Here is a 26057-nt window from a genome sequence, read left to right as displayed (position 1 = left end):
ATTATTTGCCTCCCTTACGCAGACGTGGGTCAAGCAAAACAATGAGAATGTCAGCCAAGAAGTTAAAGAACAGCATGACTAGGGTCAGGATGATCAATAGCCCTTGAAGAACTTGGTAGTCACGTCCGTTTACGGCATTTAGCATCGTTGTGCCAAGGCCTGGATACTGGAAAATCATTTCTACAACTAGCTGACCACCAACGGCCATACCTAGCGCCATTGAAAGTGCAGTAACGGTTGGCAGCATTGCGTTGCGAGCTGCGTAGTTGAAGACAACACGGTTTTCTGAGAGGCCTTTGCCTTTTGCCATAGTGATGTAGTCTTCACTTAGCAAGTTGATCATGTTGTTACGCATGTTGATAAGGAAACCACCGATTTGAGCGACGGTTGCACAAATCAATGGGAGCACGGCATGGTAAAGAATGCCGGTGTATGTATCCCAGCTTGTCCAATCTAGAATTGCGCCTTCTGGCATACCGTATGATGTTGGGAACCATTTAAGGCTGATACCAAAAATAAACAGAACCATCATACCGATAACTACAGGGGGGACTGCTTGGAGTGCCATGAACCCTGGAGATACGAATGAATCGAATCGGCTGCCACGTCGCCAAGCTGCAAAGATACCGAGCACTGAGCCGATACAGAAAGCAAGAACAACAGAACTACCTGCCAAAAAGAGTGTCCAACCAAGAGATTTGGCGATCAGCTCGTTGACTGTCATGGGATAGAACGTGGTAGAAATCCCTAGTTCCCATGTGAAGATACTTTTCACATAAGTCAGGAACTGTATGTACATTGGACCGTCAACAAAGCCCAGTAGTTCGCGCATTGCGGCAATACGCTCTGGTGTTACTTGGACGCTCGCATTTGCGAACATCATGGTCACTGGGTCGCCAGGCATCGCTCGCGGTAAAATAAAGTTCAGCGTAATTGCGATAAGCAATGCGCCAAAATAAAACATTAATCTATTAAGAAAAAATCCCATAACTCACACCTTAAGTGGCACGACAAAGCCGTGACCAAAGAAATAGAAACTCCGAGGTCAAAAGTACTGATAGCCTATCTTTGGAAAGAGGCGGTGCGAACGCACCGCCAGATTTTGAATGTTATTACTTAGTTTCTAGGTCAAGGATATGCAGCAGACGCTCAGGGATACCTTGCCAAACCATTGGACGACCTTTAGCGTTGTCCGCACTCCACCAACCAGTAAAGCGGGTTTCGTTGAACTGGTACATTGACGCTGCAGACAGAACTGGGATTACCACTTGATTGTCAGAAAGGATCTTTTCAATCTTGTGTGCAACTTCCAATTGCTCTGACTTGTCAGCCGTTGCGTAGAAGCTTTCTAGCAACTGGTCAACTTCAGCACTTTGGAAACGGTGCATCGCGAAACGTGGGTTACCTTGTTTACCCATGAAACGTGAGTGGAAACCAGTGTCCCAAGTTTGGTGTGGATCTGGACCAGTGAAGTAGTTCGTTAGAGCTACATCAAAAGTACCACCAGCCATTTGCTCGTTGTATACAGAGAAGTCTGGAGTAACAGCTTTCACTTTGATACCAGCATCAGCCAAGTTCTCTGCTGCTAGTTGTGCTGTGTTGTTCCAGTCAGTCCAACCAGAAGGAGTTTGAACTTCTAGCTCAAAGCTCTTACCTGATGGAGTCTCAACGAAGCCGTCGCCGTTGGTATCTTTAAAGCCAGCTTTTTTCAGCAATGCTTTTGATTTTTCAACGCTGTAAGTGTTGTAAACTTTAGCGTTAGCGAAAGTGTCAACATCTGACCAGCTTTGGTAAAGCGCAGCAATACCAGCCGCTGAATGGTTAGGGCTACCTGCACCATAGAACGCGATATCGATGATTGATTGACGGTCGATAGCAGCAGACATTGCACGACGGAAGTCGATGTTAGTCAGAGCTTCGTTTTTCGCTGCATCTGGGTGTTCAAAGTTAACCAAAAGGTTTACTGAACTACCTACTGGCGCAGGCCAGTATTTGTGGTTCTTGTTTACAGAAGCATAAACAGCGTCGATGTCAGGAATGAACGATGAAGTCCAATCTAGCTCTGAAGCAACAATTTTAGACAGAAGACCGTCATTGTTAGTGATCAGAGGCATACGTAGACAGTCAATTTCTAGGTTTGCTGCATCCCAGTAGTTAGGGTTTTGGCACTGCACGTACAAGTTGCTAGTGAACGTATCAACTTCAGTGAAAGGACCAGTACCTACAGGGTTTTCGTTTGCAAACGCTTCTGGCTTATCAATCTTGCTCCAGATGTGTTTAGCAACGATTGGCGTTTGAACCAGTTTGAAAGGAGCTGAAGAGTTAGCTTCATTCAACGTGATTGCTACGCTGTTGCCTTTAACTGCAACGTCAGCGATTAGTGCTGCGTTACCTGCAAGGTCAATTGCTGCGTTTTCACGGATAAGGTTGTAAGTAAATGCAACATCTTGAGCAGTGAAAGGCGTGCCGTCAGACCACTTAACACCTTCACGGATATCAAAAGTAACCGTTTTCAGGTCATCCGAAATGGAGTAGTCCTTCGCTAGACGCATCACTGGAGTGTTACCGTCTAATTGGTTAAAGATAACCAATGGCTCGTACACGAAATCAAGAGTGGTCTTCAAGTTGTTCTGTAGGAACGGGTTGAAGTTACGAGTAAGTTGTTGGTAGAAGTCAGGTACGATAGTCAGTTCCGTTCTGTCAGCAGCGCTGACAGTTGGTACTGTCAATACAGACGCTGCGGCCGCGACGATGGCAACTGCTAGATGTTTCTTCTTTAGATTGGCAAGCATAGCTGTTCCTTACTAGTTGCTTTGTTTCACTTTATTCTGACCCTTTCAGTGTGGTCAGGCCGGACCCCGCTATGAATAACCAAACAAGTGAACTTAGTTATTCACATGGCCGTGCAGGCTCAGTGCAACGTTAGGAAACTCCGGTTCCAGTTTTGGGTCAATCGCAATGCCCGTTAAAAACGTTAAAAGACAAAGGTGGCGCGTCAAAAACGTTAAAATTAACGTTTTTGACGGCGAGAATTTACGTTTGACGCAGGTCAATTAATATCCTTTCTGCCCCATTTTATTATTCAACTGTTAGTGTTTACCAACCATGTGTGGCTTGTTTAATAAGGGGTGTTCCGTCTGTTTGGATTGGCGTGATCCCGATCTCCATTTCTTTGGTAGGTTAATTTTTTGCTGAAATTTTCATTGCTTGGTTTGTTGTGATTATGTTCTCAGAAACAGAAATTACGTGGTTGCCTTTTTTGTTGCGACCGAATAATGACCACTTGCATGCGTCATTAATGGGGCGAGTGACAGATTTTTAAGTCCGTCATATTTGTGAATTTCGCGTCATGAAATAAGTAAATGAAGAGCATGTTGTAAGGTTATGGCGAAGGGAGGGAGTACCTAATCAACCTGAAAGGCGACTAACATGGGTATATCGACGTTTGATGTGAATAACGGTATTTGACTGCGATATTGGAGTGCAGTGACACTGGCTACAGAGCAGAGCAGAGCAGAGCAGAGCAGAGCAGAGCAGAGCAGAGCAGAGCAGAGCAGAGCAGAGCAGAGCAGAGCAGAGCAGAGCAGAGCAGAGCAGAGCAGAGCAGAGCAGACAAGGTATGAACGTCGGTCGAGAAGAAAGGTGTAAAGAGACTACTGAGACGGTGCCTTTACAGTATCCGGAGAAGGTACGATATAGCCATAGGACAAATGATGAAAAAAGCCTCGTTTCCGAGGCTTTCTTAGGGGTTAGCGCGTGATAAGTGATTGCAACCTATCTCGTAACTGTATGACCTCATGCCTTTCTTTTGTTTCATCACCACAGCGTTCAAGCACAAAGTCGATAGTATTAATTACCGTACGCCAACGTGGTGACTTGGGTACGGTTTCTGCGTGTAGATATTTGTCTAACGTTCGTGTTTGCAACGTGCTGCGGTCTAGATATACGCGCCAGAGTCCACTTTCTTCCGCAAGGTCAAATTTGGTTTTTCCTGTCACGTTGTTCCAGTAGTTGAGCGTGACAAGCATGACTTTCACTAACGTGTCACGCAGTACATCACTTTTGTCAGGTTTATCGCCAGAGAACTTGTCCGCCATTCTAGTGAACTCGCCACCTAATTCACGAAGCTGCTGTAATTGGTTTTGGTCGCCGTCAAAAGCATACTCAGACAAAGCTTCAACCGCACTTTCTAGCAATTGAACGCGATGAGAGGAGGCCTTCTCTCCCGAGTTCAAAATGAGCATCATTTGCAACCCAGATGTTTCGGGTAAGGTGAACACATCGGTATCAATGCTTACCAAATTGCCATCAATGTTAAACCGAAGCTGCCCACTGTAATGACCGCGACCTGTTTCAACGTCAGGTAACGCCATGGCTAGGAAATCGTCGAGATGGTGGCGCTCAAGTTGTTCCGCACTAAGTTTGAAAACGGAGCTGCAAGCATCATTGGCATAGCTAATCTTGCCGTTCTCTTGCACGCAAACAATGGCTTCTTGCGCAGAATCGAGCAAGCCTAACAAACGGTTTTGAACTTCACGTAACCCTGCTTCGACTTGCTCTCGGAAGTGGATTTCAGAGACCAACTTCCGATTGTTTTCACGCTCTTGCTCTGTGAGAGATGCGTTAATATAGGCACGGATACGCGCGCTGAGTTCGTCTTTGTTAAATGGTTTTGTTAGGTAGTCATTCGCACCTGCATCAAACCCCTTCACTTTGTCTTGAACCTGACCTAAGGCCGATAACATGATGATAGGAAGGTCTGCTCGTGAATAGCGTTCACGAAGGTGAGTACACACTTCGTAGCCACTGAGTTCGGGCATCATTACATCGAGTAGCATGAGAACAGGTTTTTCTTGTGTAACAGATTCAATGGCTTGACGCCCATTCTCGACAGCTTTAACGCGATACCCTTCAAGGCGTAGGAAGTTTTTTAATACCTGCAGGTTAACGGGTTCATCATCGACAACAAGTACCAATGGACCATTCGGGTTTTCGGGAGCTTGTGCCAACTCGTTGTGCACCAATTCCACGTTAGGTACTGCAAAATGGACGCTATTAGACAGGCGAGTCTTTGCTTTGTCTTCTTCTGTTGCAATTGGAAGTGTAAAGCTAAAGGTTGTACCTACCATTGGCTGGCTGCTGACGTAGAGTTGCCCACCCATAATGTCAATGAGCTGGCGGCTGATTGATAAGCCTAGGCCAGCACCTTGTCGATAGACAGCCGTTCCTGATCTCGCTTGTGTTAATGGTTCAAAGATATATTCCAGTTGATCTGAGGGGATACCTTGCCCGGTATCAACCACCTGGATGCGCAACTGTCCCTCTAAGACTGTTGCTGAGATGATGATTTTCCCTTCATCTGTATACTTGATGGCATTACCAATTAAGTTATATAGCACCTGCTCTAGGCGCTGCTCGTCTGCGCGAACCAATGGCAAGTCGATAGGTACCTGATTGATGATTCGCACGGGTTTACCGCCAAGAAGATGGCTTGAAAGTTCAATAACTAAACGCAGCGCGTTTGCGGTGTCAACTGCTTGAGGGGATATCTCAAGGCTGCCATAACGCATTTTGTGGTAGTCGAGAAGGTCGTCCACCAAATTTGAAAGACGTTCTCCACTGTTGATAATCATCTCGAGCTGATGCTTTTGGCGATCAGGGATAGGGCCTTCAGCACCTGCCAGCATTGATTCAGCAAGGCCAACCATTCCGTGAAGCGGCGTACGGAGCTCGTGAGATGTTGTAGCCAAAAAGTCATCTTTCATGCGATCGGCTTGTTGAAGCTCTTCGTTCTTTTGCTGAATCAACTTAATGTTTTGTTCTAATTCTTTGTTCTGCTCTCGAATCAGTGCCAACTTGTCACGGACAGATCGTTGCATTCGCGCGAAACTGACTGCAAGGCGCCCAATTTCGTCTTCGCGATCTGTGCTGTTTATCTTCTGATCTAAATCGCCGGCAGAAACTTGTTCTGCTGCCCAGGTAAGGCGCAGAAGCGGAGCTGTAATGGAGTTTGAGAGTAAATGTGAGGCGAGCACAACTAAGAGTATGGCCACGACCATCACTACGATGAATATCTTCTCTAGCTGATAAATGCGTGCGAATGCTTCCTCTTCAGGCAACTCTAAAATAATGGCCCAAGTTTTATCCTGAATATGAACGGGTGCGTATGCACCAAGGACGCGTTGTTGGCTTGTACCAATAAAGTTCCCTACATCTCGTGCACCAGAAAGCGCCGTTTCTATTGCTGGGCTATTAATTGCAATAAGCGGTTCGCTGGACTCAATATTACGTGCGATATGGTCTGGGCCAACGAGTAGGGTACTGATATATCCCTTCTCATTGGGCGCTTTGGTAAGCATATCGACCAAGGCTTTGTTAGGCAGCTTCATCAACACATAGCTATGTAAATAGCCTTGCTGGGTGATGGGAGCTGCAAACCATGCGGCGATTTCACCATTGGATTGCTGGCTAAAGTCGGTAAATACGACAGGGTTTTTGTCTGTGTCAGCGATGGATGCTGTGACCTGACTTTTGATGTCTGAAAACGTCTTCCCCACAGGTGTATCGTGCCAGTGCTCTTCGAGTAAGTTGGCGCCAAAGGCTTCATCTTTTAACGCGGAATAGACGACGTTTCCGTCAATATCGACAAGAAGCAGGTCGGAAAAATCTGATCGTTTAAGGTGTTCTTTGTAAGCCCAATCATAACGTTTATGGAGTAACCGGTAGCGCTCACTGCCCACAAAATTACTGTCATCAACGCCTGAGGATGAAGACTTGTCGAGGGTGTCGACGTAGCGCAGCCGTGCGGTTTCGCGCGCTTCCTCTTTGGTTTTCCCTAGCTGGTGGAATGCGGCGACTAAGCCGTAAAATCGTCCACCACTAGCGGTGGCAAGTTCGGACCGTGAGAAGGAGTTAACTTCAGAGTAACGTGCATCAAAGTAACTGATGATTTGCTCTTTCTTGTTATCTCTAAGAAACGAAAGGTGAGTTGTGCTTTGCTGTTCTAAATCGCTGCTGTGTGATTCAAGAAAGAACATCGCCAGTAGGGTGAGAGGCGTAATACTTAGCACAAGAAAAGCTAACATCAGCGTATGCTGAAGCCGCTTGAACTTCTGTTTTTTTTGCATGTCTCTGCCTGACAAAATAGAAAATCAAAAAATGCTATATGACCTCGGTTTTGTCGAAATTGACGTTGTTTCACCCGAGTGCATATTAGTAAGTTCTACTGTTAGCCCTTATACGGACTTAATTATCGTTGGCAAGTAAGTTATCAATGAAGTTCGTGTTAAGACACAAATTTAACGTTTTTAACGAGGGGTTGAGAGCCAACCCCTAACAGAATTAAGCGGTTTTGACAGCGTGGTAAATGGCGAATTTGTTGTTTTTTGCCGGCGTGTCACAGTGACCAAAAGCGGTCTCAATAAATGGGGGGTAACGTAAGAAACTATTCGCCACGACGGTCAATTGACCTTGGCGATTCAAAAACTCGGGTGCGCGTTGTAAGAAGGTTTCCGTCGCGGCATAGTGCGTTTTTAGCCCAGCATGAAATGGAGGGTTACTCACAATGTGGTCGAACTTGGATGTCACTTCGCTATAAACATCAGAGGCATATACATTCCCTTCTAACTGGTTAAAGCGCAACGTCTCTCGAGCTGAAGCAACTGCCAAGGCACTAATATCGACCATGGTGATGCTTGCTTTTGGATATAGAAGCTTAATTGCCGCACCAATAACCCCTGCGCCACAGCCAAAATCGAATATTTCGCCGTTTAGGGAGGGCAGTGTTTCTAATAACAACTTACTGCCAACATCTAGCTCACCATGGCTAAATACGCCGGGCAATGAGCGGATAGTCAGTGTGTGCTCACCAAGGTGTAGAGGGTAACTTTTGTACCAGTCATCGAGAGTAAATGGTGCGGGCTCGTTGATACATTGACCCCAGTAGAATCCGCATCTTCTTGCTGAATCAAACTTTGTCACTTTGCCATAAGGGGTAAACATCTTCTCGATGCTTCTAACACCGCTTCGGTTTTCGCCAACCACAACAATTTCAGTGCCTTGACCGAGTGAGGCCATGAGCATTGATAGTAAAAACTCAGCTTCTGCTTTGGCTTTTGGCCAGTACAGCAGAACCATGTCGACGTTAGGCATAGCAGTATAACTTTCGCCAAACTGCACTGTGATTGAGTCATAACGGCGCATTTGATTGGCGTAAGCAAGGTTTGTGGTAAAGATGCTGACGCTCTTAGCTGTGCCTAACAGTTCTGTTGCGAAGGTGTCTTCTAGCTCTCCAGCAAGCAAAATATGTTTGCCTTCGAAGTAGGCAAGTTGACGAGCCACTACTTGGCTTGGGGTGCTGTATGACATGGCAGCCTCAGGGGTTACAACAAAATAGAGCGCGGATTCTCCCACAAAGCGCGGCTCGTGAAAATAACCGCGCAATATGGTGATGTTTAAATGTCTTAAGCCTGTGCCTCATTGTGCCCAAATGAGTTGCAAACTAGGCGAGCAGGTGTCCACAACCATTGCATAGCCAAAGCTATGAGTTATCCTGCTTTTCGAGAAAATTGTGAAATTCTGCTTCGTACATGCGAAATAGTACCAATGTCAGAGAGAAAATGATTGGGCCATAAACAAGTCCCATTAAACCGTAAACTTGTAGACCACCGATGAGCGAGAAGAAGATGAGAAGGGTATTCATCCCAGAGTTACCTTGCATCAACAACGGTCGAAGTATGTTATCGACAGAGCCTACTACGATAACGCCCCAACCGACGAGAAATGCTGCCCACTCCCATTGCCCAATAATAAGCAGATAGCCGGCTGCGGGTAGCCATATCAGAGCGGTGCCTACCACCGGGATGAACGACGCAAAGCCCATCATTGTGCCCCAAAATAGACCCGCAAATCCGGCCATCCACATGGCAAAACCACCGACTAAGCCTTGCGCTAGTGCGGTGAGAAACGAGCCCATTACGGCAGACTTGGCCACTTTTTCGACTTCATCAAGCAAGGTGTCTTCTTGGCTACGAGAAAGAGGGCTGACATGGCGAAGCAATTGTATGATTTTGTCGTGGTCGCGTAATAAGAAAAACAGCACGAACAACATCAATAAGAAATTAACAAACATACCAGTAACATCGCCAAGAATTTGCGAGCTCATGCCAATCATCTCGGAACTCAACGTGGAGACGGTCGACGCGACACGAGAAATGATGTCTTGTGGGTCGATGGAATCAAACGGTAGCCATTTATCCACGGATTGCAGACTTGTTTGCACGATTGGCATTGAAAGTATGTCTTTTGCTCCGCCTGCACTTAGCCATTCATAGGCACCCGTAAAGAAGGTAATGCCTTGGCGTAAGATCGCGCCAATAACAAAGATCATTGGAATGATGATCATTACCGTAAGAATGGTGCAAGACAGCGCTGCTGAAAGGTTTGGGTAAGATTTGAGCTTGTGATCAATGCGGTCATGCAAGGGGAAAAAAAGAAGCGATACAATGAAGGCGAGAACGATTGAGCCAATATAAGGAGCGATGAGTACGTAACACGCATACGCGGCAAGAGCCAGTGCGCCAATGAGTGTCCAATGTCTAGGTTCTATCTTGAAAGATGATGCCACTTGTAGGCTCCTTTGTATCGCGCCAGTCTGTCTGGTGAACAGTGTAGTGTGAACCCTATGATACGTTGTGACTAATTAACGAAAAAGCGTTAAATATTAATTAGGCATATTGTTAAGATTTTTGCGATAAATCGGTGTTTTCGACGGGAATGAGTTGCAACGTTAAAATGCGTATATAGACGAAGAAAGGAGACGGTATGGGGTGCTGTGACCAGCAAAAACAATCAAAAAAGAAGCGAAAGGTTATTCTTCCTATGATTTGTTGTGTTTTGCTCGTGCTATTGGTCTTTGTGTATTGGCAATAAAAAAGCGAAGCACTGAAGCTTCGCTTTTGAGCGGTTAATTGCTTGGCTGATTATTCAGTGGCAAGTTTTGCAAACGCGCGATCTGCTGCTTCTAAAGTTGCTTCGAGCTCTTTCTCGCCATGTGCCAAAGAAGTAAAGCTAGCTTCAAATGCTGATGGTGCCAAATAGATACCTTCTTCTAGCATCAGATGGAAGAAGCGCTTAAATTTCTCAATATCACATTGCTGAACGTCAGCGAAACAAGTGATACTTTCCTGCTCAGTAAAGAAGAAACCGAACATACCACCGACTTGGTTGGTGGTAAGAGCAACACCATGTTTTTGTGCTGCTGCTTTGAAGCCTTCCGCTAGACGTTGAGTGACGTCAGCCAGTTGTGCTTCATTGCCTTCTTGGCGCAATGCTGACAATGCCGCTTCACCTGCGGCCATCGCCACTGGATTACCTGAAAGTGTACCTGCTTGATACACAGGGCCTGTTGGCGCTATGTATTCCATCACGTCACGACGACCACCGAATGCGCCCACTGGCATACCACCACCAATCACTTTACCTAGGGTTGTTAGGTCAGGTTTGATGTTGTAATGCGCTTGCGCACCGCCAAGTGCAACACGGAATCCTGTCATCACTTCATCAAAAATCAACAATGCGCCAAATTCATCACATAAAGTGCGAAGGCCTTCTAGGAAACCAGCTTGCGGCGGAATGCAGTTCATATTCCCAGCCACAGGCTCGACAATGATGCAGGAAATATCTTCAGGATATTGCTCGAACGCCGCGCGTACTGAGTCAAGATCGTTAAATGTACAAGTCAGTGTGTGTTTGGCGAAATCAGCTGGAACACCGGGTGATGTTGGCTCACCCAGTGTCAGTGCACCTGAGCCAGCTTTAACGAGTAAGCAGTCAGCATGGCCATGGTAGCAGCCTTCGAATTTGATGAATTTGTCACGACGGGTGAAACCGCGCGCTAGACGAATAGCGCTCATGGTGGCTTCAGTTCCCGAGCTCACCATACGCACCATTTCCATAGAAGGAACGAGTTGGCTGACCAGTTCAGCAAGCGTAATTTCTCGCGCTGTAGGGGCACCAAAACTCAGGCCGTATTGCGCCGCTTCAATCACAGCGTCGCGAATGGCAGGGTGGTTGTGGCCTAAGATCATAGGGCCCCATGAGCCGACATAATCGATATATGCTTTGCCATCAGCATCATAGATATACGCACCGTCAGCGCGTTCGATGAAAATGGGGTCACCGCCCACGCCTGCGAATGCGCGTACAGGTGAATTGACACCACCAGGAATGGTTTTACGTGCTTGTTGGAACAACTCGGCTGATTTGGTCATGGGTTCTTTCCTAGGCCATATGATCGTTTGGTTTTACTTGCGCCGTATTGTAAGGGATGTGTGAAAAACTGGCGAGCCTGATGATGAGGTAAGCATCACATACAGATTAAACTTGGTGTATATTGCTGCATATAGGTTATCGCTGCGACGAATACTTGAACGAATTAGTCAGGTATTAGATAATGCGTTCAATATAAAAGAAGTAATGTGAGGTCGAAATGAGCGATACCAATTTGCCGCTGCAATTTACTGACACAGCGGCGACTAAGGTAAAGACGCTGATTCAGGAAGAAGAAAACCCGAACCTGAAACTGCGTGTGTATATTACTGGCGGCGGTTGTAGCGGCTTCCAGTACGGTTTCACGTTTGATGAAAACGTCAATGATGGCGACATGACGATTGAAAAATGTGGCGTTACTTTGGTAGTTGATCCCATGAGTTTGCAATATCTTATTGGTGGAGAAGTCGATTACACAGAAGGGTTAGAGGGATCACGTTTCTTCATCAACAACCCGAATGCCACTACAACATGTGGTTGCGGTGCCTCGTTCAGTGTATAAACTATGAGACACTCTCAGGGCTCGGGTTCTACTTAGCTAGAGAGACGACAAATCATTAGTTCAAAGACAGCCTGCACTTCCAGGCTGTTTTTGTCTTCGGACCGGAAGGATCAGTGTCCGATTTCTTTTACTGCAGTAACCACGTCGGGAAGGACTATTATGGCGAATGCAGGCGTAAAAGCGTCTTACTTATCACAGCGACCTTGGATCATCTCTTTGGTTCTTCTTATCGCATTAGTGTTCTGGGTCGGCAGTGGCTCAAGCAGTGCGACTCCCTCTCCTGAACAAAGTGAACAACCCAAAGCGCCGCTGACTAAAGTGGCGGTAGATACGTATTATTCTGAGCCTGTTACCCGCTCGATTTCTTTGTACGGTCGCACTGCACCAGATCGCGATGCAACGATTTCGGCAGAAGCTGATGGTCGAGTGACCAAAGTGAACGTCAGAAAAGGCGCGGCGGTTAAGAAAGGTGATCTGCTTGTCTTTATTGATAAAGGCGATCGCGAAGCTCAGCTTAACCGTTCTAAGTCGTTGCTGCTTGTTCGTCAAAAAGAATTCAATGCGGCTAAATCACTGAAGAAAAAAGGCCTACAAGGCGAAGTCGCTTTTTCATTGGCAGAAGCCAATCTCGTTGAAGCAAAAGCCAATGTGGAAAATATTGAGTTGGCGCTATCACATACGCAAGTGAGAGCACCATTTGACGGCATTGTTGATGACGTCATGGTGGAAGTCGGGGATTATTTAGGGATTGGCGATCCAATGGCTACCCTGATTGATCTTGATCCGCTTATTGTCACTGCTGATGTGTCTGAAAAGCACATTAGCCATATTGATGCCTCTTTGCCAGCGAGTGTGTTGCTCGTCAATGGTGAAAAGAAAGAAGGAAGGCTGCGTTATCAATCTAGCCTCGCTTCTCCAACTACCAATACTTTCGCGATCGAACTAGAAATTTTAAACCCTCAACAAGCGCTTCCTGCAGGGATCAGTGCTGAGGTGGATCTTGCTTTGGACTTGCAGCGCGCAGTGAAACTGAGTCCATCTGTGTTGGCTTTGGATGAGCAAGGTAATCTTGGCGTCAAAACGCTTCAGGGTAACAAAGTGGCGTTCGTTGCCGCTCGCATTGTGAAAGCAGAAAAAGACGGTGTTTGGTTGTCTGGGCTCGGTGAGCAAGTGGATGTGATCACCAAAGGTCAAGGTTTTGTGCGTGACGGTGATGTGGTTGATGCTGTGCGTCAAACACAACCTCAATAAGGAGAGCGCCGCATGAAAACCTTGATTGATGCGTCGCTAGCGCGAACGCGTACCATGGTCACACTGCTACTTTTTCTCTTTGTAGCAGGTGTTTATACCTATCAAACGATTCCTAAAGAATCTGATCCTGACATCACCATACCTGTCATCTACGTGTCCGTCAGTCATGAAGGGATCTCGCCAGAAGATGCAGAGCGTCTTCTTGTTCGCCCAATAGAGCAAGAGTTACGCTCTATTGAAGGCATTAAAGAGATGACTGCAATTGCATCCGAAGGCCATGCGTCAGTGACGATGGAGTTCAATGTCGGTGTCGATCTTGATTTGGCAATGACGGATGTGCGTGAAGCGGTTGATTTGGTCAAACCTCGCTTGCCTGATGACAGTGATGAACCCACAGTGAACGAAGTCACGTTCGCTAATCAGCAACCTGTTTTATCTGTTGCCTTATATGGTGATGTCTCTGAACGTGCCATCGTTAAGATAGCGCGTGAATTGCAAGAAACGCTTGAAGGCTTTAAACAAGTCCTTGAAGTGGATGTGGCAGGCGATCGTGATGATGTGGTGGAGATCATCGTCGAACCTTTGCTGCTAGAAAGCTATGGTCTTGATCAGGCGGATATTTTCGACTTGGTTACTAAAAGTAACCGAGTGGTAGCGGCAGGCTATGTTGATGCGGGTTATGGACGTTTTTCGGTGAAAGTGCCGTCAGTCTTTGAATCGGTACAAGATGTGTTGCAACTCCCTATCAAGATTGATGGCTCTCAGGTGGTTACTGTCGCTGACGTCGCAACGGTACGTCGCAGTTTTAAAGACCCAGAAAGCTTTGCCCGTCTCGATGGCAAGCCCGCTGTTGTACTGGATGTCAAAAAGCGCGCTGGCGAGAACATTATTGAAACTGTGGAGCTGGTGAAAGCTGTGCTTGCTCAGGCACAAACCTCTTCTCAGTGGCCCGCTGCATTACAAGTCAAATATACATGGGACGGATCTGAAGATGTCCGTTCAATGCTTACCGACCTGCAAAATAACATCCTTTCTGCGGTTTTGCTGGTGGTGATTGTGATTATCGCCATTCTCGGTGCGCGTACCGCTTTCTTGGTAGGTGTCTCCATCCCTGGTTCGTTTTTGACTGGGCTAGTCGTGCTTGCTCTGAGTGGCTTGACCATCAACATTGTTGTGCTTTTTGCCTTGATTATGGCAGTTGGTTTATTGGTGGATGGTGCGATTGTTGTAACCGAATATGCCGATCGACGTATGCGTGAAGGCATTAGCCGCAAGCAAGCATATCGTGAAGCAGCTCATCGTATGGCATGGCCGATTATTGCATCAACAGCCACGACGTTGGCGGCGTTTGCACCTCTCTTATTCTGGCCGGGTATCACGGGCGAGTTTATGAAGTTCATGCCATTAACCTTGATTGCGACGCTATCCGCTTCGCTCGTGATGGCATTGCTGTTTGTTCCTGTTCTTGGCAGTTTGATGGGCAAACCGTTGCCTCTGACGACCGAACAGAAAGACAGAATGCAGTCACTCGAAAATGGTGACTTCTCGAAAGCGAGAGGGTTAACTCGTGCCTATATTTCCACGCTCTCTGTTGCTATTAAGCATCCGATAAAGATTTTATGTGCGGCATTTGTTGTCGCGTTTGCTGTTGGTTTTGCCTACAACAAGTCTGGACTCGGAACAGAATTCTTCCCTGATGTGGATCCTGCTTTCTTCAATATCAAAGTGCGGTCACACGGTGATTTGTCGATTTATGAGCAAGATGCGTTGATGAAAGAAGTCGAGCAACGCGTGCTTGGCATGGATGAAATAGACAGCGTCTACACTCGAACCGGTGGGCAAGACGAAATAGGCATCATTCAGATGAAGCCTGTGGAATGGCAAAACCGTCGCAAAGTAAAAGAGATCATTGAAGAGTTACGCGAGAAGACAGACGATTTGTCTGGCTTGGAGCTTGAGTTCAAAAAGCCAGACGCAGGGCCGCCGAGTGAACACGATCTTTCGATTGAGGTGACGGCCACTAACAGTGCTGATATCGAATCTGCAGCAAAGCAGGTTAGAGATTTACTGGCACAAAACACCGCGTTCACCAACTTTAGCGATACTCTGACGAAGCCAGGTATTGATTGGTCAATAGATATCAATCGAACGGATGCGGCGCGCTTTGGCGCAGATGCCACTGTGGTAGGGAACACGGTTCAGTTTGTTACTAATGGTTTGAAAATTGGTGATTATTTACCCGATGATTCGACCGATGAAGTGGATATATTGGTGCGCTACCCAGAAGACAAACGGGATATTGGCCGCTTCGATGAGCTAAGAGTTAAAACGCCGTATGGCTTAGTGCCTATTACTAACTTCGCAAGAATTACACCGGAGCAAAAGCAAGGCAATATCGATCGGGTGGATGGCAAGCGGGTGATTAAAGTGATGGCTGACATGGCTGAAGGTTATAACCTCAGTTTGGAATTGCCTGGTTTGACGGAACAACTCGATGCCATGACTTTGCCTGATGGTGTGAGCGTTTCATTGCGTGGACAAAACGAAGAGCAAGATGAAAGCCAAGCGTTTTTGATGATGGCGTTTCTCGCAGCGCTTGGCGCAATGGCCATTATTCTTATCACGCAGTTCAATAGCTTCTATCAAGCATTTTTGATTTTAAGTGCAGTGCTGTTTTCAACTGTCGGTGTTTTCCTTGGGTTGCTTATTTTCCAGCGACCGTTCGGCATTATTATGTCGGGTGTAGGGGTGATCACCTTGGCGGGTATTGTGGTGAACAACAATATTGTATTGATTGATACTTACAACGTCCTCCGTCGACGCGGGTTGGCGAAAGTGGATGCCATCTTACAAACGGGTGCGCAACGCTTACGTCCTGTCATGCTAACCACGGTGACGACCATTCTTGGCTTGATGCCGATGGTGTTAGAAATGAATGTGGACTTGGTGAATCAGGGTGTCGAGTTTGGGGCGCCGAGTACTCAGTGGTGGTCTCAATTGGCAACGGCTGTTGCTGGTGGCTTGGCGTTTTCGACCCTACTGACGTTGGTACTAACACCGTGCTTATTGATGTTGGCGCGTGAGCCGAAGGTGGCAAAGTTAGCGTTGGATTTTGATAATCAACTAGCTGAAGAGCAACAAAAGGAGGAAGCTACCCCCCTCCCAAAGCCACAATCTAGTGTTGAACCTCAATCTCTATATTGACGTTTTATCTCGCAAAGAAAAAGCAGCGCCTTGGCGCTGCTTTTTTTATGTCTCACAGACTGTGGTAGTGAACCACTAAGAGGCGTTATTGCGCTCCAGGGTACCTATTGATGCTAGCAGTTGGCTGAACTTGTTGAGTTGAGCTAATCGTTGCTGAGCCAGAGAAATAAACTCAGTCTTTGCTTTACCTGAGAGTGATTTCGCTTGTGGCAGTTTTACAGTACGTGGGTTTTTGTGTACGCCATGTACCAAAAATTCATAGTGCAGGTGCGGGCCCGTAACTCGACCAGTTCCGCCCAATGTACCTATGGTTTGCCCTTGTTTGACGCGTTGCCCTGTTTTGACCCTACGCTTTGTGAGGTGCAGATACTTGGTGATGTAAGTAGAGCTGTGCTTGATGAAGACATAGTTACCATTGAACTGGTTGTATGCCGACTTCATGACGATGCCATCACCAGCGGCCCATATTGGCGTACCCACGGGGGCAACGTAGTCGGTCCCTCGATGAGATTTTACTTTTCCTGTTACGGGGTGCAGACGACGCGGATTGAAATTAGAGCTGACGTAGCGGAAGTTTACTGGCGAGCGCAAGAATGCTTTTTTCATTGCGCGTCCTTTTTCGTCGTAGTACTTCCCAGTCTTCGAGCGAATGGCTGTGAATGTTTCACCGCGGTTGGTAAAGGTTGCCGCAAGAATGTCGCCACGGCCTATCATCTCACCTTCGACAAGCTGTTCTTCATACAACACAGAGAAGTGATCGCCTTGGCGAATATCTAACGCGAAGTCGATATCCCAGCCAAAAAGACCAGCAAGTTCCATGATTTGATTGGGAGTGAGTCCGCCGCTTACACCCGCATTCCAGAAACTGGATGTGATGGTTGCCGATGCATAATTGATTTGTGTGTCGATTTGCTTCGCTTCTACCTTGGAAACGAAATCATTTCCGATGCGATTAACGATAAGCGTTTCATTTGCATTTTTAGGCTGAACCAACTGTGTAAACAGGCCATTCTCATCAAAACCCAAGCGAATCTCATCCCCCACTTTGAGTGAGGCGAGGGACTTGGTGCCTTTGTCGCTGTTTATGAGTCGGTAAAGTGTGGTTGGGCTGATACCCACACGGTCAAAAATTCCTGCTAGGCTATCACCAGCCTGAACGCTGAATTTGTGCCATTCGAGTGGAACAAATGACAGGTTCGGTTGCGGTTCACCTTCAGGGGGTAATAAAGAGGAGGTTTCAAGAGGGATAGGATAGAGTTTACCCACCTCAAACTTGGCATCGGGATGTTGAGCCGGTGATTCTGAAGGAATCGCAACCAGTAGCACAATGAAGGCACTGAGAGCCATGATCAACAATTGATGAAACTTTGGTAACGCAGCAATTTTATTAACAGGCATTAAGAAACAATCATAAGAAAAAGGGATTTATTCGAATACACCATGTTTATGCCAAATCCCTTTGTGAATACAGAATGGCCAGTGAATCCGTTTTAGCGTGCTTTAAGTTTAACTGGTTTCAAAAACCATCGCTATTCAAGTAGTATGTCGGCTGACGAAAAAATGCCGATTCTGTGGGAGCGATAAAATATGGCGAGCATTGAAGCCGCGCTAGCCGAAATTAAGCGTGGTGTTGAGGAATTAATTCCTGAAGCGGAACTGATTGCGAAACTAAAAGAAAACCGTCCTCTTCGTATCAAGTTGGGTGCGGATCCAACGGCACCAGATATTCACCTTGGTCACACTGTGATCATGAATAAATTGCGTGCGTTTCAAGAGCTGGGCCATGAAGTTATCTTCTTGATCGGTGATTATACCGCGATGGTGGGTGATCCGAGTGGCAAGAATGCAACGCGTCCGCCGCTGACTCGTGAGCAAGTGCTTAGCAATGCTGAAACGTACAAAGAGCAGATCTTCAAAATTTTGGATCCAGCTAAAACTCGCATTGAGTTTAACTCAAGCTGGTTGAGTGAGCTGGGTACAGACGGAATGATCCGTTTGGCTGCAAGTTCGACCGTTGCGCGCATGCTTGAGCGTGATGATTTTAAAAAGCGTTACACCAACAACCAACCTATCGCTATCCATGAATTCATTTACCCGCTTCTGCAAGGTTATGACTCTGTAGCGCTTGAGGCGGATGTTGAGCTGGGTGGTACGGATCAGAAATTCAACCTGTTGATGGGTCGTGAGCTACAAAAGCAAAATGGTCAGTCTCAACAAGTTGTGATCACTATGCCTTTGCTAGTGGGTCTGGACGGCGTGAAGAAGATGTCAAAGTCTGCTCACAACTACATTGGTATCAGCGATGTGCCAAATGAGATGTTCGGCAAAATCATGTCTATCTCTGATGATTTGATGTGGAGCTACTTCGAATTGCTGTCATTCCGTCCATTGGAAGAAATTGCACAATTTAAAGCGGATATTGACGGCGGCAAGAACCCACGTGATGTGAAGATCTTGCTAGCAAAAGAAATTATTGCTCGCTTCCACTCTGAAGCGGATGCAGAATCTGCTGAAGCTGAATTCATCAATCGTTTCCAAAAAGGTGCGATGCCAGAAGAAATGGACGAATTTTCTTTTGAGCAAGGCGTAGCCATTGCGAATCTTTTAAAAGACGCTGACTTGGTAGGTTCTACCTCAGATGCTATGCGTATGATACGCCAAGGTGCAGTAAAGATTGACGGCGAAAAGGTCGAAGATACTAAACTGGTCCCTGCGGCTGGCACAGCGGTTTACCAAGTGGGTAAACGTAAATTCGCGCGTATCACGTTAGCGTAATTTATCTCTGAACTTTACCGATGAGTCATCCAAAATAAAAAGGCGCTGAAAAGCGCCTTTTTTACGTTCTCTGAACCAGTTCTGCCACACGAGTACCAAGACGCATCGCCGTTTTTATATCGATACCATCTAACTGCCCTTCGTCGTCTACCATGCCGATGACACCAAGCGATGAATTTAGGCGATTAAACGTTTTGGATGAGGTGCCCTCTGGCGCATCAATGCCAACCCACAGCATACTGTGCTGCGTGGCGAGTATGTAAAAGTTCTCGATTGTGCTTTGCACTTCACCGCACGGACTGCCGCCTACTGTAAACCCTGCCGCTAGTTTGTTGTGCCACAACTGCTTCGACCATGTCTCGCTACTCGCATCGACAAAGGCTTTAAACTGTGCCGCAGGGCCGCCCATATAGGTTGGTGATCCAAAGATAATGGCATCCATATTTTCGAGTTTTTCAAACAAGGCATCGTTTTTAAAGCGCCCTTCAATGATCTCTGTCCCGGCAATCGCATGGGTCAACACCTTTGCGCCGTGTTGTTTTGCTCCTTCAGCAATGGCCAGCGCCATGTTCTCTGTACTTCCTGTTTTGGAAAAATAGACGATAGCAATGTTTTTCATGATGAGGTCTCCAGTCGGTATTTTATGGCGGATATGGCTTCAGGGAGGCGCAGATGATCATATAGGCAAGCGCAGCTGTAAGTGAGTTTGATGGTGTGGTCATCTTCAGTTTCTAACGCGCGTTCGAACCAATATGACCAATCAAGAATATCTCTGGGTGCGTGTTCCTGAATTTGGTGCTGAAAGGGTTTTCGGTACGCAGCAGTACATGATGCAGCGACATATGCTTGCCAGAAATAGTGAAGCGCAAGATCGTGATTTTCAATAAAAGGAAAAAGAGAGACGAGCGCTTGGAAACCCGTGACACCGTGTAGCAAGGTAAAATCGTTGCTCGCGGAATATTGCGATAACACGATACGTGCAACCTCCTTTAGTGACAGCGAATCGGGCTGGCTAGCAATGGTTGAATAGGTCGGTAAAGTGATCAGTTCTTCGACATGATCGATGATGATCCCTTCGCGGTAAGTTTGATCATGAAATATCGAAAGCGCTTGGTTTAAATCCTCTTCCGTGCTGAGATTTTGTTGAAACGAAAGGTCGCCTAACGGCGTGTAGCCTGAAGACCAGTAGGCAAGCGCGTGACTAGTTTCGTCAATATCTCCTAGCTCAACGGCATAGGCGAGGCGGATGACACCATGAAAGGCGCCTGCAGAAATTCCTGGCAGCAAAGTGGGGAGTACTGTCTTTAGGGTTTGTTCCGTACCGATCTCACTTAGCATAGTGCGATAATATTCTACGAAATCAGCATTGTGTGCTTTTTCCCCTAGCATGGGATGCTCGATTCCCAATGCGTCTCCGAGAGGAGACAAGTGACCGGATGCCCGCAGATATTCTGCGTTTAATTGATCCGTGGACGCGCCCAGTCTTTGCATTGCCGACAGAGCCATCGGTAGATGGTTAGATAGACGCGCGCCAAAAGTAGGCCCGAAGCGATGACTTCTCTTTATCAGCTCAAAGCCTATTGATGTGAATGATTGGTACATGGCGGCATTCCTTTGCATTTGTCGTTACAAGACGTAGTCGTTTCTGCTTCCAAAATCTTCGGTGAGGTATTCAATGAATTCCCATTCAATACCATCGTTATCGTAGAAATAAGCGCGTTTTCGACTAGGGTGGCTTTTATCGAAAGAGACCTGTTCAAAGCCTGCGGTTTTCAGGTTCTCGGCTACTCGTGTCGCATCTTCAACGACAAAACCGATGTGATTAACGCCCAAATGATAATTCGGAATGCGTTCAATTGGCTTATCAATCCCCTCTTGCTGAAGTGCAATATAGGAGATGTCTGTTCCAATATGACACCAAGCTCTATCCTCGTCTTTTCCTTCGCCACGTACAGAAAAATCCGGCATTGCTGTTTGTAAGAAGGCGATGGTGCGACTGATATCATTGACCGTGATGTTGGCATGTTCGACATAGCTACTCATGATTTTCTCCTGCTGCTTCTTTCTTTAAGTAAAGTTATTTGTTTATATAATAGCTGGCAAGAGAGTTAAGTAAAGTTTTAACCTTACTTAATTGCGAGTGATGTAAAAAAACGCACGTCGGTTAACGTGCGTTTTTTGAACGTTTCTTTGTGTTTAGAGCGGATGATTTATTTGCTGATGGCGAACGTCGGCAGTGATAGGTGCCAGCGAATGGCGGCAAGGCGGATCAGTAACGTGGTCATCATGCCGGATATGGAGGCCACCTCAACATCGGCATTGGCGGCTAATGCGACGGTATGGATAAATCCGCCTGCAATACATGCGGTTGCGTAGACTTCAGTTCGCAACACCATGGGGACTTCTCTCGCTAATACGTCGCGGATAATGCCGCCACCACAACCTGTGATCACGCCCATGATCACGGCGACTAAAGGAGATGCACCGTAACTTAATGCTTTATCGACACCAATCGCGACAAAAACCGCAAGACCAATGGCATCGGCGACGGGTAAAAAATACCAAGGAAGACGACGAGGATGACGGATCAACAATAACGACAAAATACAGGTGACTAGGATGATCCAAAGATATTCGGGGCTATTGACCCAAAACACGGGTGTTGCGCCTAATGCCATGTCTCGAATGGTGCCACCACCAATGGCTGTCACCATGGCGAGTACCACCACGCCAAAGGGGTCCATTCGAAGCTTGCCTGCCAATAGTACGCCAGAAATCGCAAACACTGCGGTTCCAAACATGTCCAAGATATATAAAAGCATGGTACGCAGTTCCATTCCCAAAAAGAGGCACATCGCATTGCGCGATTTGCCTGTTATTTATGGCGTCTAGCCAACAAAGCGTGCGCGATTGTACGTGAAATCCGTTATCGAGCAATCCGATGTTTATAGGGCTTGGCAGCCATCTTTGAATTAGTGATCGAGATCGCTTCTTACTTTATCAAAGGCAGCGCAAATCTGTTTTACTGCTTTCAAAGCGCGTGGTGTTGGCCGATTTAGCCAATCGCCACTTATCGCAAAAATATCTTTGTTTTTAACCGCAGGAATAAACTCAGCCCACTTAGCCCATTCCTTGGACGGTGTCGCTTTTGTTGAAGGATAGAAGATAGCCTGAGGCGCTCTTACGATCACTTGCTCCATGCTCACTTGTGGATAGGGCGCGACACTATTAGAAAAAATATTTTCTCCCCCACACAATGAAAATAGCGGTTGAGGCCAATGTTCGCCGTTATTTGTCATCAGTGGTGATTCACTCAACTGATAGAAATAGGGGATTCGGTTTTTGCCATCTTGCGCCGTTTCAATGGCGGCTAACTCCTGACGAACTGCATCGGCGCGTGCTTTGGCTCTGGCGGGGTCGGCTGACCATTGGCCGAGCTTTTCGATGTTATCAGCAGCGTCATAGAGCGAGTGTGGGTTGGAATAAAATATCTCTATGCCTAAACGCTCAAGCTTTGCCAGTTCGCGATCGGGGTTGCCGCCTTTCCATGCAAGCACGAGATCGGGCTTTAGCGTGACAACACGTTCGATGTTAATGCCTCTAAAGTTCGCGACTTGTTCTAGTGCTAACGCTTCTGGCGGGTAGTCACTGTGCGCGCTGACGGCGATAAGATTGTCACCAAGGCCAGCTTCAAAGGCTAGCTCTGTGGTATGAGGCGACAGGCTGATAACACGAAGAGGCTCCGCAAGCACCATGCTTGGTAGGCAGACAAAAACAAGTAGGTGTAGATACTTCATAGTAATCCGTGTGCAAACCACATTAAGAAGCTTTGGATCAGGATCCAAAGTAAGGCTTTTTGCCGCAATTGTTGATTGAGTAGAGCGAGGTGCAAGGGTGATGGCGAAATTTCACCGCCAATACGTGGACGGGAGATTTTTCTATCATCGTAGAGGGCCGGGCCACCCAAAGCGAGTTGAAATTTAGCGCCTGACGCAGCGAGTATCCACCCTGCGCCGTTGAAAGACCACTCACGGCCTTGTTCCCTGATGGCACTAAGGGCGGGTTCAAAGCGGTGTCCAGTTGCGATAAGTAGGGCAAACAATCGCGAGGGTAGGGCGTCAACAATGCTCAATAGAACAGATGTGGGGCGGCCAAATTCTACGAACTCTTCACGCCGTGTTGGCCAGCAGCGCGACAGCTGAACAATAAGGGTGTAGAGGAAGGCTGCGATGCCACCACCAATCGCGTACCAGAAAAGAATGCTTATCAGACCGCGGGCATACCCTATTAAGAGTGTTTCGCATCCCGCTTTCGCTATGCCAACAGGCGAGAGGGAGTAAGTATCGCGATTGAGTGATTGTGCCAAAAGAGTTCGCGCTGCAGGTTTGTCTTCACGCAGTAAGAAAGCTTCTAGAGCCAGCATGCTTTGCGTTAGCGGTTTCCAGCTTAATGAGAACCAAAGCAGTAGAAGATCAAATAGCCAGGGAACCCAAACTATTTGGCTGAGAGCGATAAGCAATACGGCTAAAGTTAGCCACATAACGCTCAGTGCGAGGCCTCCAGCTAAACGTTGCTGGGAAGGTGCATCTTCCACATGATTGACTTTTTCTGCGATGGCGTAAGCGACTTGACGCCATAAGGAGAGCGGATTGAGCTCGCTTGGAATGGGGAAGAACCAGTGCAATAGCAAAGCCCCCCACATCGCGAGCAAGGTAGAATAGCCTAGCAATGCGTCTAGTGGTGTGAGGAGCTCGTTCATTATGCTTTCAGCAGTTCGACCATTTTCTCAACCATGGCGCTAGAGCTTTTTGCTGCCAGTGGAAGGAACTCGTCAAACGTCATCGGTGATTCTTTGTCTGCAACATCAGAGATGGCGCGAACAACAACGAATGGCACATTGAACTGATGGCATGCTTGAGCAATCGCAGCCGCTTCCATTTCTACTGCAATCACGTTCGGGAAATGTTCACGGATGTAGTTTTGGCGTTCAGCGGTACAAACAAATGCGTCACCGGTACAAATCAGACCGCGAACTGCATGAGGTGCAGGATCCATCGCTGCTAGCGCTTGCTCTGCAACATCCATCAGTTTTTCATTTGATGTAAAAGTTGCAGGCTGGCCTGCCATCTGGCCCATGGCGTAACCAAATGCCGTTACGTCAGCATCGTGGTATGCCACATCAGTAGAAATGATCACATCACCAAGGTTTAGCGAAGGGTCAAAACCGCCCGCAGAGCCAGTATTAATGACTTCAGTGACCTTAAAGCGATCAAGCAAGATAGATGTGCTCAGTGCTGCAGCCACTTTACCAATGCCTGATTGAAGAAGAACAACGTCAACACCGTTCATGTCGCCCGTGTAGAATTTGCTGCCTGCAATTTCTTGTAATTGGCAGTTATTGATCTTGTTTTTGAGCAGGGCAACTTCCTGCTCCATCGCACCGATAATACCGATTTTCATGTTAGTTCTCATACGATTTTCGTTAATGAAAATAAGTGTATCATGGTGGAAAATTCGAGCGAAAAAAAAGTGCCCTTGCGGGCACTTAATTTCGTGATGCTTGAAGTATGCAGAGTGGTTTACACCTCGAGGTAATCCATAATGCCTTCCGCCGCTTTTCGGCCTTCATCGATGGCGGTCACCACCAAGTCCGAGCCTCGTACCGCATCACCGCCGGCGAAGATTTTGGCATTGGTGGTTTGAAATGCGAACGCACCTTGTTCTGGCGCTTGGATGCGTCCCCATTGGTCCAAATCTACACCAAAGGGTTCAAGCCATGCCATTTGATGCGGTTGGAAACCAAAGGCCATGATCACGGCGTCTGCTGGCAAGACATGTTCACTGCCTTTGACGGGCTCAGGACGGCGACGACCCGCTTCGTCAGGTTCACCCAACTGGGTTTTCACCACAGTGACGCCTGTGACGTTGCCGTTGCTGTCTACTTCAAGGCCAAGAGGTTGAAGGTTGAACATGAAGTTCACGCCTTCCTCTTTGGCATTTTTTACCTCACGGCGAGAGCCTGGCATGTTGGCTTCATCGCGACGGTAAGCACACACAACGTTTTTCGCACTATGGCGAATCGAGGTGCGAACACAGTCCATCGCGGTATCACCACCGCCCAAGACAACAACTTGCTTGCCTGCCATATCGATAAACTCAGGGGCATCGCCTTCCAGTTCCATCACACGGTAGGTGTTGGCAATCAAAAACGGCAAGGCGTCGTAAACACCTGGCGAGTCTTCGTTATCAAGACCTGCACGCATGGACTTGTACGTGCCGACGCCAAGGAAGACAGCATCATAATCCTTGATAAGCGTTTCCAAGGTGATGTCTGAACCGACCTCTGTATTCAACTGGAATTCCACGCCCATCTCGGTAAAGACGCGCTGACGATTGCGCATGATGTCTTTTTCCAACTTGAAGGATGGAATACCAAAGGTCAGTAAGCCGCCAATTTCAGGGTAGCGATCGAACACAACGGGTTTAACGCCGTTGCGGACAAGCACGTCAGCGCAGGCGAGACCTGCAGGGCCTGCACCAATGATGGCGACTTTCTTATCGGTCCATTCCACGCCAGACATGTCTGGCTTCCAGCCCATTTCAAAGGCTTTGTCGGTGATGTATTTCTCGACATTACCAATGGTCACGGCGCCGAAATCTTCGTTTAGCGTGCATGACCCTTCGCAGAGGCGGTCTTGTGGGCAGACGCGACCACAGACTTCAGGCAGGCTGTTGGTTTGGTGAGAAAGCTCCACTGCTTCAATGATGCGCCCTTCATTCGCCAGCTTTAGCCACTGAGGAATATAGTTGTGAACGGGACATTTCCACTCACAGTAAGGGTTGCCACAGTCCAAGCAGCGATCAGATTGTGCAGATGCTTGCGTGCCCGTGAAGGGTTCGTAGATTTCAACGAACTCTGTTTTACGTGTTTTGATCGGCTTCTTACGTGGGTCGATACGTTGCACGTCGATAAATTGGTATACGTTCTGGCTCATAA

General features: G+C 47.2%; 19 protein-coding genes. 4 read left to right on the top strand and 15 right to left on the bottom strand.

Translation table 11 applies throughout. The features are described from left to right. Window position 1 precedes the first annotated feature (1 nt). The 6 genes from L4D06_RS11965 to hemL form a co-directional block, all read right to left on the bottom strand. Window positions 2–988, bottom strand: a complete 987-nt coding sequence (locus tag L4D06_RS11965) for an ABC transporter permease (protein WP_274165020.1) — start codon at window positions 986–988, stop codon at window positions 2–4. Between the two features lie 124 nt (window positions 989–1112). Next, complete coding sequence (locus L4D06_RS11960; protein ID WP_274165019.1) at window positions 1113–2792, bottom strand: ABC transporter substrate-binding protein; 1680 nt, start codon at window positions 2790–2792, stop codon at window positions 1113–1115. A 957-nt stretch (window positions 2793–3749) separates the two neighbouring features. Then, entirely contained in the window at window positions 3750–7127 is a 3378-nt protein-coding gene (locus tag L4D06_RS11955) for a response regulator (protein WP_429739603.1), read from the bottom strand. Between the two features lie 214 nt (window positions 7128–7341). Beyond that, a complete protein-coding gene (gene rsmC, locus L4D06_RS11950; RefSeq protein WP_274165017.1) occupies window positions 7342–8367 on the bottom strand; it encodes a 16S rRNA (guanine(1207)-N(2))-methyltransferase RsmC in 1026 nt (341 codons plus the stop codon). 172 nt (window positions 8368–8539) lie between these two features. Beyond that, window positions 8540–9625 (bottom strand): AI-2E family transporter, encoded by a 1086-nt coding sequence (locus L4D06_RS11945; RefSeq protein ID WP_274165016.1) that lies wholly within the window; start codon window positions 9623–9625, stop codon window positions 8540–8542. A 355-nt stretch (window positions 9626–9980) separates the two neighbouring features. Beyond that, a complete protein-coding gene (hemL, locus tag L4D06_RS11940) occupies window positions 9981–11270 on the bottom strand; it encodes a glutamate-1-semialdehyde 2,1-aminomutase (RefSeq protein ID WP_429739600.1) in 1290 nt (429 codons plus the stop codon). Window positions 11271–11488: 218 nt separating this feature from the next. Between hemL and erpA the strand changes: the two genes are divergently transcribed. The 3 genes from erpA (at window position 11489) to L4D06_RS11925 (ending at window position 16285) form a co-directional block, all read left to right on the top strand. Beyond that, window positions 11489–11830, top strand: coding sequence for an iron-sulfur cluster insertion protein ErpA (erpA, locus tag L4D06_RS11935; protein WP_028023904.1), 342 nt, complete (start codon window positions 11489–11491; stop codon window positions 11828–11830). Between the two features lie 159 nt (window positions 11831–11989). After that, window positions 11990–13081, top strand: a complete 1092-nt coding sequence (locus tag L4D06_RS11930; RefSeq protein WP_429739598.1) for an efflux RND transporter periplasmic adaptor subunit — start codon at window positions 11990–11992, stop codon at window positions 13079–13081. Window positions 13082–13093: 12 nt separating this feature from the next. Next, window positions 13094–16285 (top strand): efflux RND transporter permease subunit, encoded by a 3192-nt coding sequence (locus L4D06_RS11925; RefSeq protein ID WP_429739596.1) that lies wholly within the window; start codon window positions 13094–13096, stop codon window positions 16283–16285. A gap of 75 nt (window positions 16286–16360) precedes the next feature. On the opposite strand, the gene shyC is transcribed toward L4D06_RS11925, so the two are convergent. Continuing rightward, a complete protein-coding gene (shyC, locus tag L4D06_RS11920; protein ID WP_274165012.1) occupies window positions 16361–17683 on the bottom strand; it encodes a peptidoglycan DD-endopeptidase ShyC in 1323 nt (440 codons plus the stop codon). Between the two features lie 189 nt (window positions 17684–17872). Here shyC and tyrS point away from each other — a divergent pair, with 189 nt between their 5' ends. Then, entirely contained in the window at window positions 17873–19060 is a 1188-nt protein-coding gene (tyrS, locus tag L4D06_RS11915; RefSeq protein WP_274165011.1) for a tyrosine--tRNA ligase, read from the top strand. A gap of 61 nt (window positions 19061–19121) precedes the next feature. Here the strand turns inward: tyrS and L4D06_RS11910 are convergent, their stop codons facing one another. The 8 genes from L4D06_RS11910 to L4D06_RS11875 all read right to left on the bottom strand — a co-directional run bounded on the left by L4D06_RS11910 (window position 19122) and on the right by L4D06_RS11875 (window position 26055). After that, a complete protein-coding gene (locus tag L4D06_RS11910; RefSeq protein WP_274165010.1) occupies window positions 19122–19679 on the bottom strand; it encodes a flavodoxin family protein in 558 nt (185 codons plus the stop codon). Next, window positions 19676–20662 carry a questin oxidase family protein gene (locus L4D06_RS11905; protein ID WP_429739593.1) on the bottom strand — a complete coding sequence of 329 codons (987 nt, stop codon included), beginning with the start codon at window positions 20660–20662 and terminating at the stop codon, window positions 19676–19678. Before L4D06_RS11905 ends, L4D06_RS11910 begins: the two co-directional genes overlap by 4 nt. Window positions 20663–20686: 24 nt before the next feature. Further along, entirely contained in the window at window positions 20687–21103 is a 417-nt protein-coding gene (locus tag L4D06_RS11900) for a VOC family protein (RefSeq protein ID WP_274165008.1), read from the bottom strand. Window positions 21104–21270: 167 nt separating this feature from the next. Beyond that, a complete protein-coding gene (locus L4D06_RS11895; protein WP_274165007.1) occupies window positions 21271–21882 on the bottom strand; it encodes a TRIC cation channel family protein in 612 nt (203 codons plus the stop codon). A 150-nt stretch (window positions 21883–22032) separates the two neighbouring features. Next, window positions 22033–22857: a vitamin B12 ABC transporter substrate-binding protein BtuF gene (gene btuF, locus L4D06_RS11890; RefSeq protein WP_429739590.1), complete on the bottom strand. Its 825-nt coding sequence runs from the start codon at window positions 22855–22857 to the stop codon at window positions 22033–22035. Further along, a complete protein-coding gene (locus L4D06_RS11885; RefSeq protein WP_429739588.1) occupies window positions 22854–23819 on the bottom strand; it encodes a cobalamin biosynthesis family protein in 966 nt (321 codons plus the stop codon). The genes btuF and L4D06_RS11885 overlap by 4 nt, the downstream gene beginning before the upstream one ends. Further along, on the bottom strand, window positions 23819–24520 hold the full coding sequence (mtnN, locus tag L4D06_RS11880; RefSeq protein ID WP_274165035.1) for a 5'-methylthioadenosine/S-adenosylhomocysteine nucleosidase: 702 nt from the start codon (window positions 24518–24520) through the stop codon (window positions 23819–23821). The genes L4D06_RS11885 and mtnN overlap by 1 nt, the downstream gene beginning before the upstream one ends. A 119-nt stretch (window positions 24521–24639) precedes the next feature. Beyond that, window positions 24640–26055, bottom strand: coding sequence for an FAD-dependent oxidoreductase (locus tag L4D06_RS11875; protein WP_429739586.1), 1416 nt, complete (start codon window positions 26053–26055; stop codon window positions 24640–24642). Window positions 26056–26057 lie beyond the last annotated feature (2 nt).

Origin of the sequence: Enterovibrio makurazakiensis (assembly GCF_050336585.1) — a bacterium.
GTDB classification, from domain to species: Bacteria; Pseudomonadota; Gammaproteobacteria; order Enterobacterales; family Vibrionaceae; genus Enterovibrio; species Enterovibrio gelatinilyticus.
This window is presented reverse-complemented; position numbering and strand designations above follow the sequence as displayed.

Excerpts from the sequence above, each read along its gene's own strand:
- L4D06_RS11910 (WP_274165010.1), bottom strand. The coding sequence starts at position 19,679 with ATGAAAAACATTGCTATCGTCTATTTTTCCAAAACAGGAAGTACAGAG.
- L4D06_RS11960 (WP_274165019.1), bottom strand. The coding sequence starts at position 2,792 with ATGCTTGCCAATCTAAAGAAGAAACATCTAGCAGTTGCCATCGTCGCG.
- hemL (WP_429739600.1), bottom strand. The coding sequence starts at position 11,270 with ATGACCAAATCAGCCGAGTTGTTCCAACAAGCACGTAAAACCATTCCT.
- shyC (WP_274165012.1), bottom strand. The coding sequence starts at position 17,683 with ATGCCTGTTAATAAAATTGCTGCGTTACCAAAGTTTCATCAATTGTTG.
- erpA (WP_028023904.1), top strand. The coding sequence starts at position 11,489 with ATGAGCGATACCAATTTGCCGCTGCAATTTACTGACACAGCGGCGACT.
- mtnN (WP_274165035.1), bottom strand. The coding sequence starts at position 24,520 with ATGAAAATCGGTATTATCGGTGCGATGGAGCAGGAAGTTGCCCTGCTC.
- btuF (WP_429739590.1), bottom strand. The coding sequence starts at position 22,857 with ATGAAGTATCTACACCTACTTGTTTTTGTCTGCCTACCAAGCATGGTG.
- L4D06_RS11905 (WP_429739593.1), bottom strand. The coding sequence starts at position 20,662 with ATGTACCAATCATTCACATCAATAGGCTTTGAGCTGATAAAGAGAAGT.
- L4D06_RS11955 (WP_429739603.1), bottom strand. The coding sequence starts at position 7,127 with ATGCAAAAAAAACAGAAGTTCAAGCGGCTTCAGCATACGCTGATGTTA.
- L4D06_RS11895 (WP_274165007.1), bottom strand. The coding sequence starts at position 21,882 with ATGCTTTTATATATCTTGGACATGTTTGGAACCGCAGTGTTTGCGATT.
- L4D06_RS11885 (WP_429739588.1), bottom strand. The coding sequence starts at position 23,819 with ATGAACGAGCTCCTCACACCACTAGACGCATTGCTAGGCTATTCTACC.
- L4D06_RS11875 (WP_429739586.1), bottom strand. The coding sequence starts at position 26,055 with ATGAGCCAGAACGTATACCAATTTATCGACGTGCAACGTATCGACCCA.
- L4D06_RS11925 (WP_429739596.1), top strand. The coding sequence starts at position 13,094 with ATGAAAACCTTGATTGATGCGTCGCTAGCGCGAACGCGTACCATGGTC.
- L4D06_RS11930 (WP_429739598.1), top strand. The coding sequence starts at position 11,990 with ATGGCGAATGCAGGCGTAAAAGCGTCTTACTTATCACAGCGACCTTGG.
- L4D06_RS11965 (WP_274165020.1), bottom strand. The coding sequence starts at position 988 with ATGGGATTTTTTCTTAATAGATTAATGTTTTATTTTGGCGCATTGCTT.
- rsmC (WP_274165017.1), bottom strand. The coding sequence starts at position 8,367 with ATGTCATACAGCACCCCAAGCCAAGTAGTGGCTCGTCAACTTGCCTAC.
- tyrS (WP_274165011.1), top strand. The coding sequence starts at position 17,873 with ATGGCGAGCATTGAAGCCGCGCTAGCCGAAATTAAGCGTGGTGTTGAG.
- L4D06_RS11900 (WP_274165008.1), bottom strand. The coding sequence starts at position 21,103 with ATGAGTAGCTATGTCGAACATGCCAACATCACGGTCAATGATATCAGT.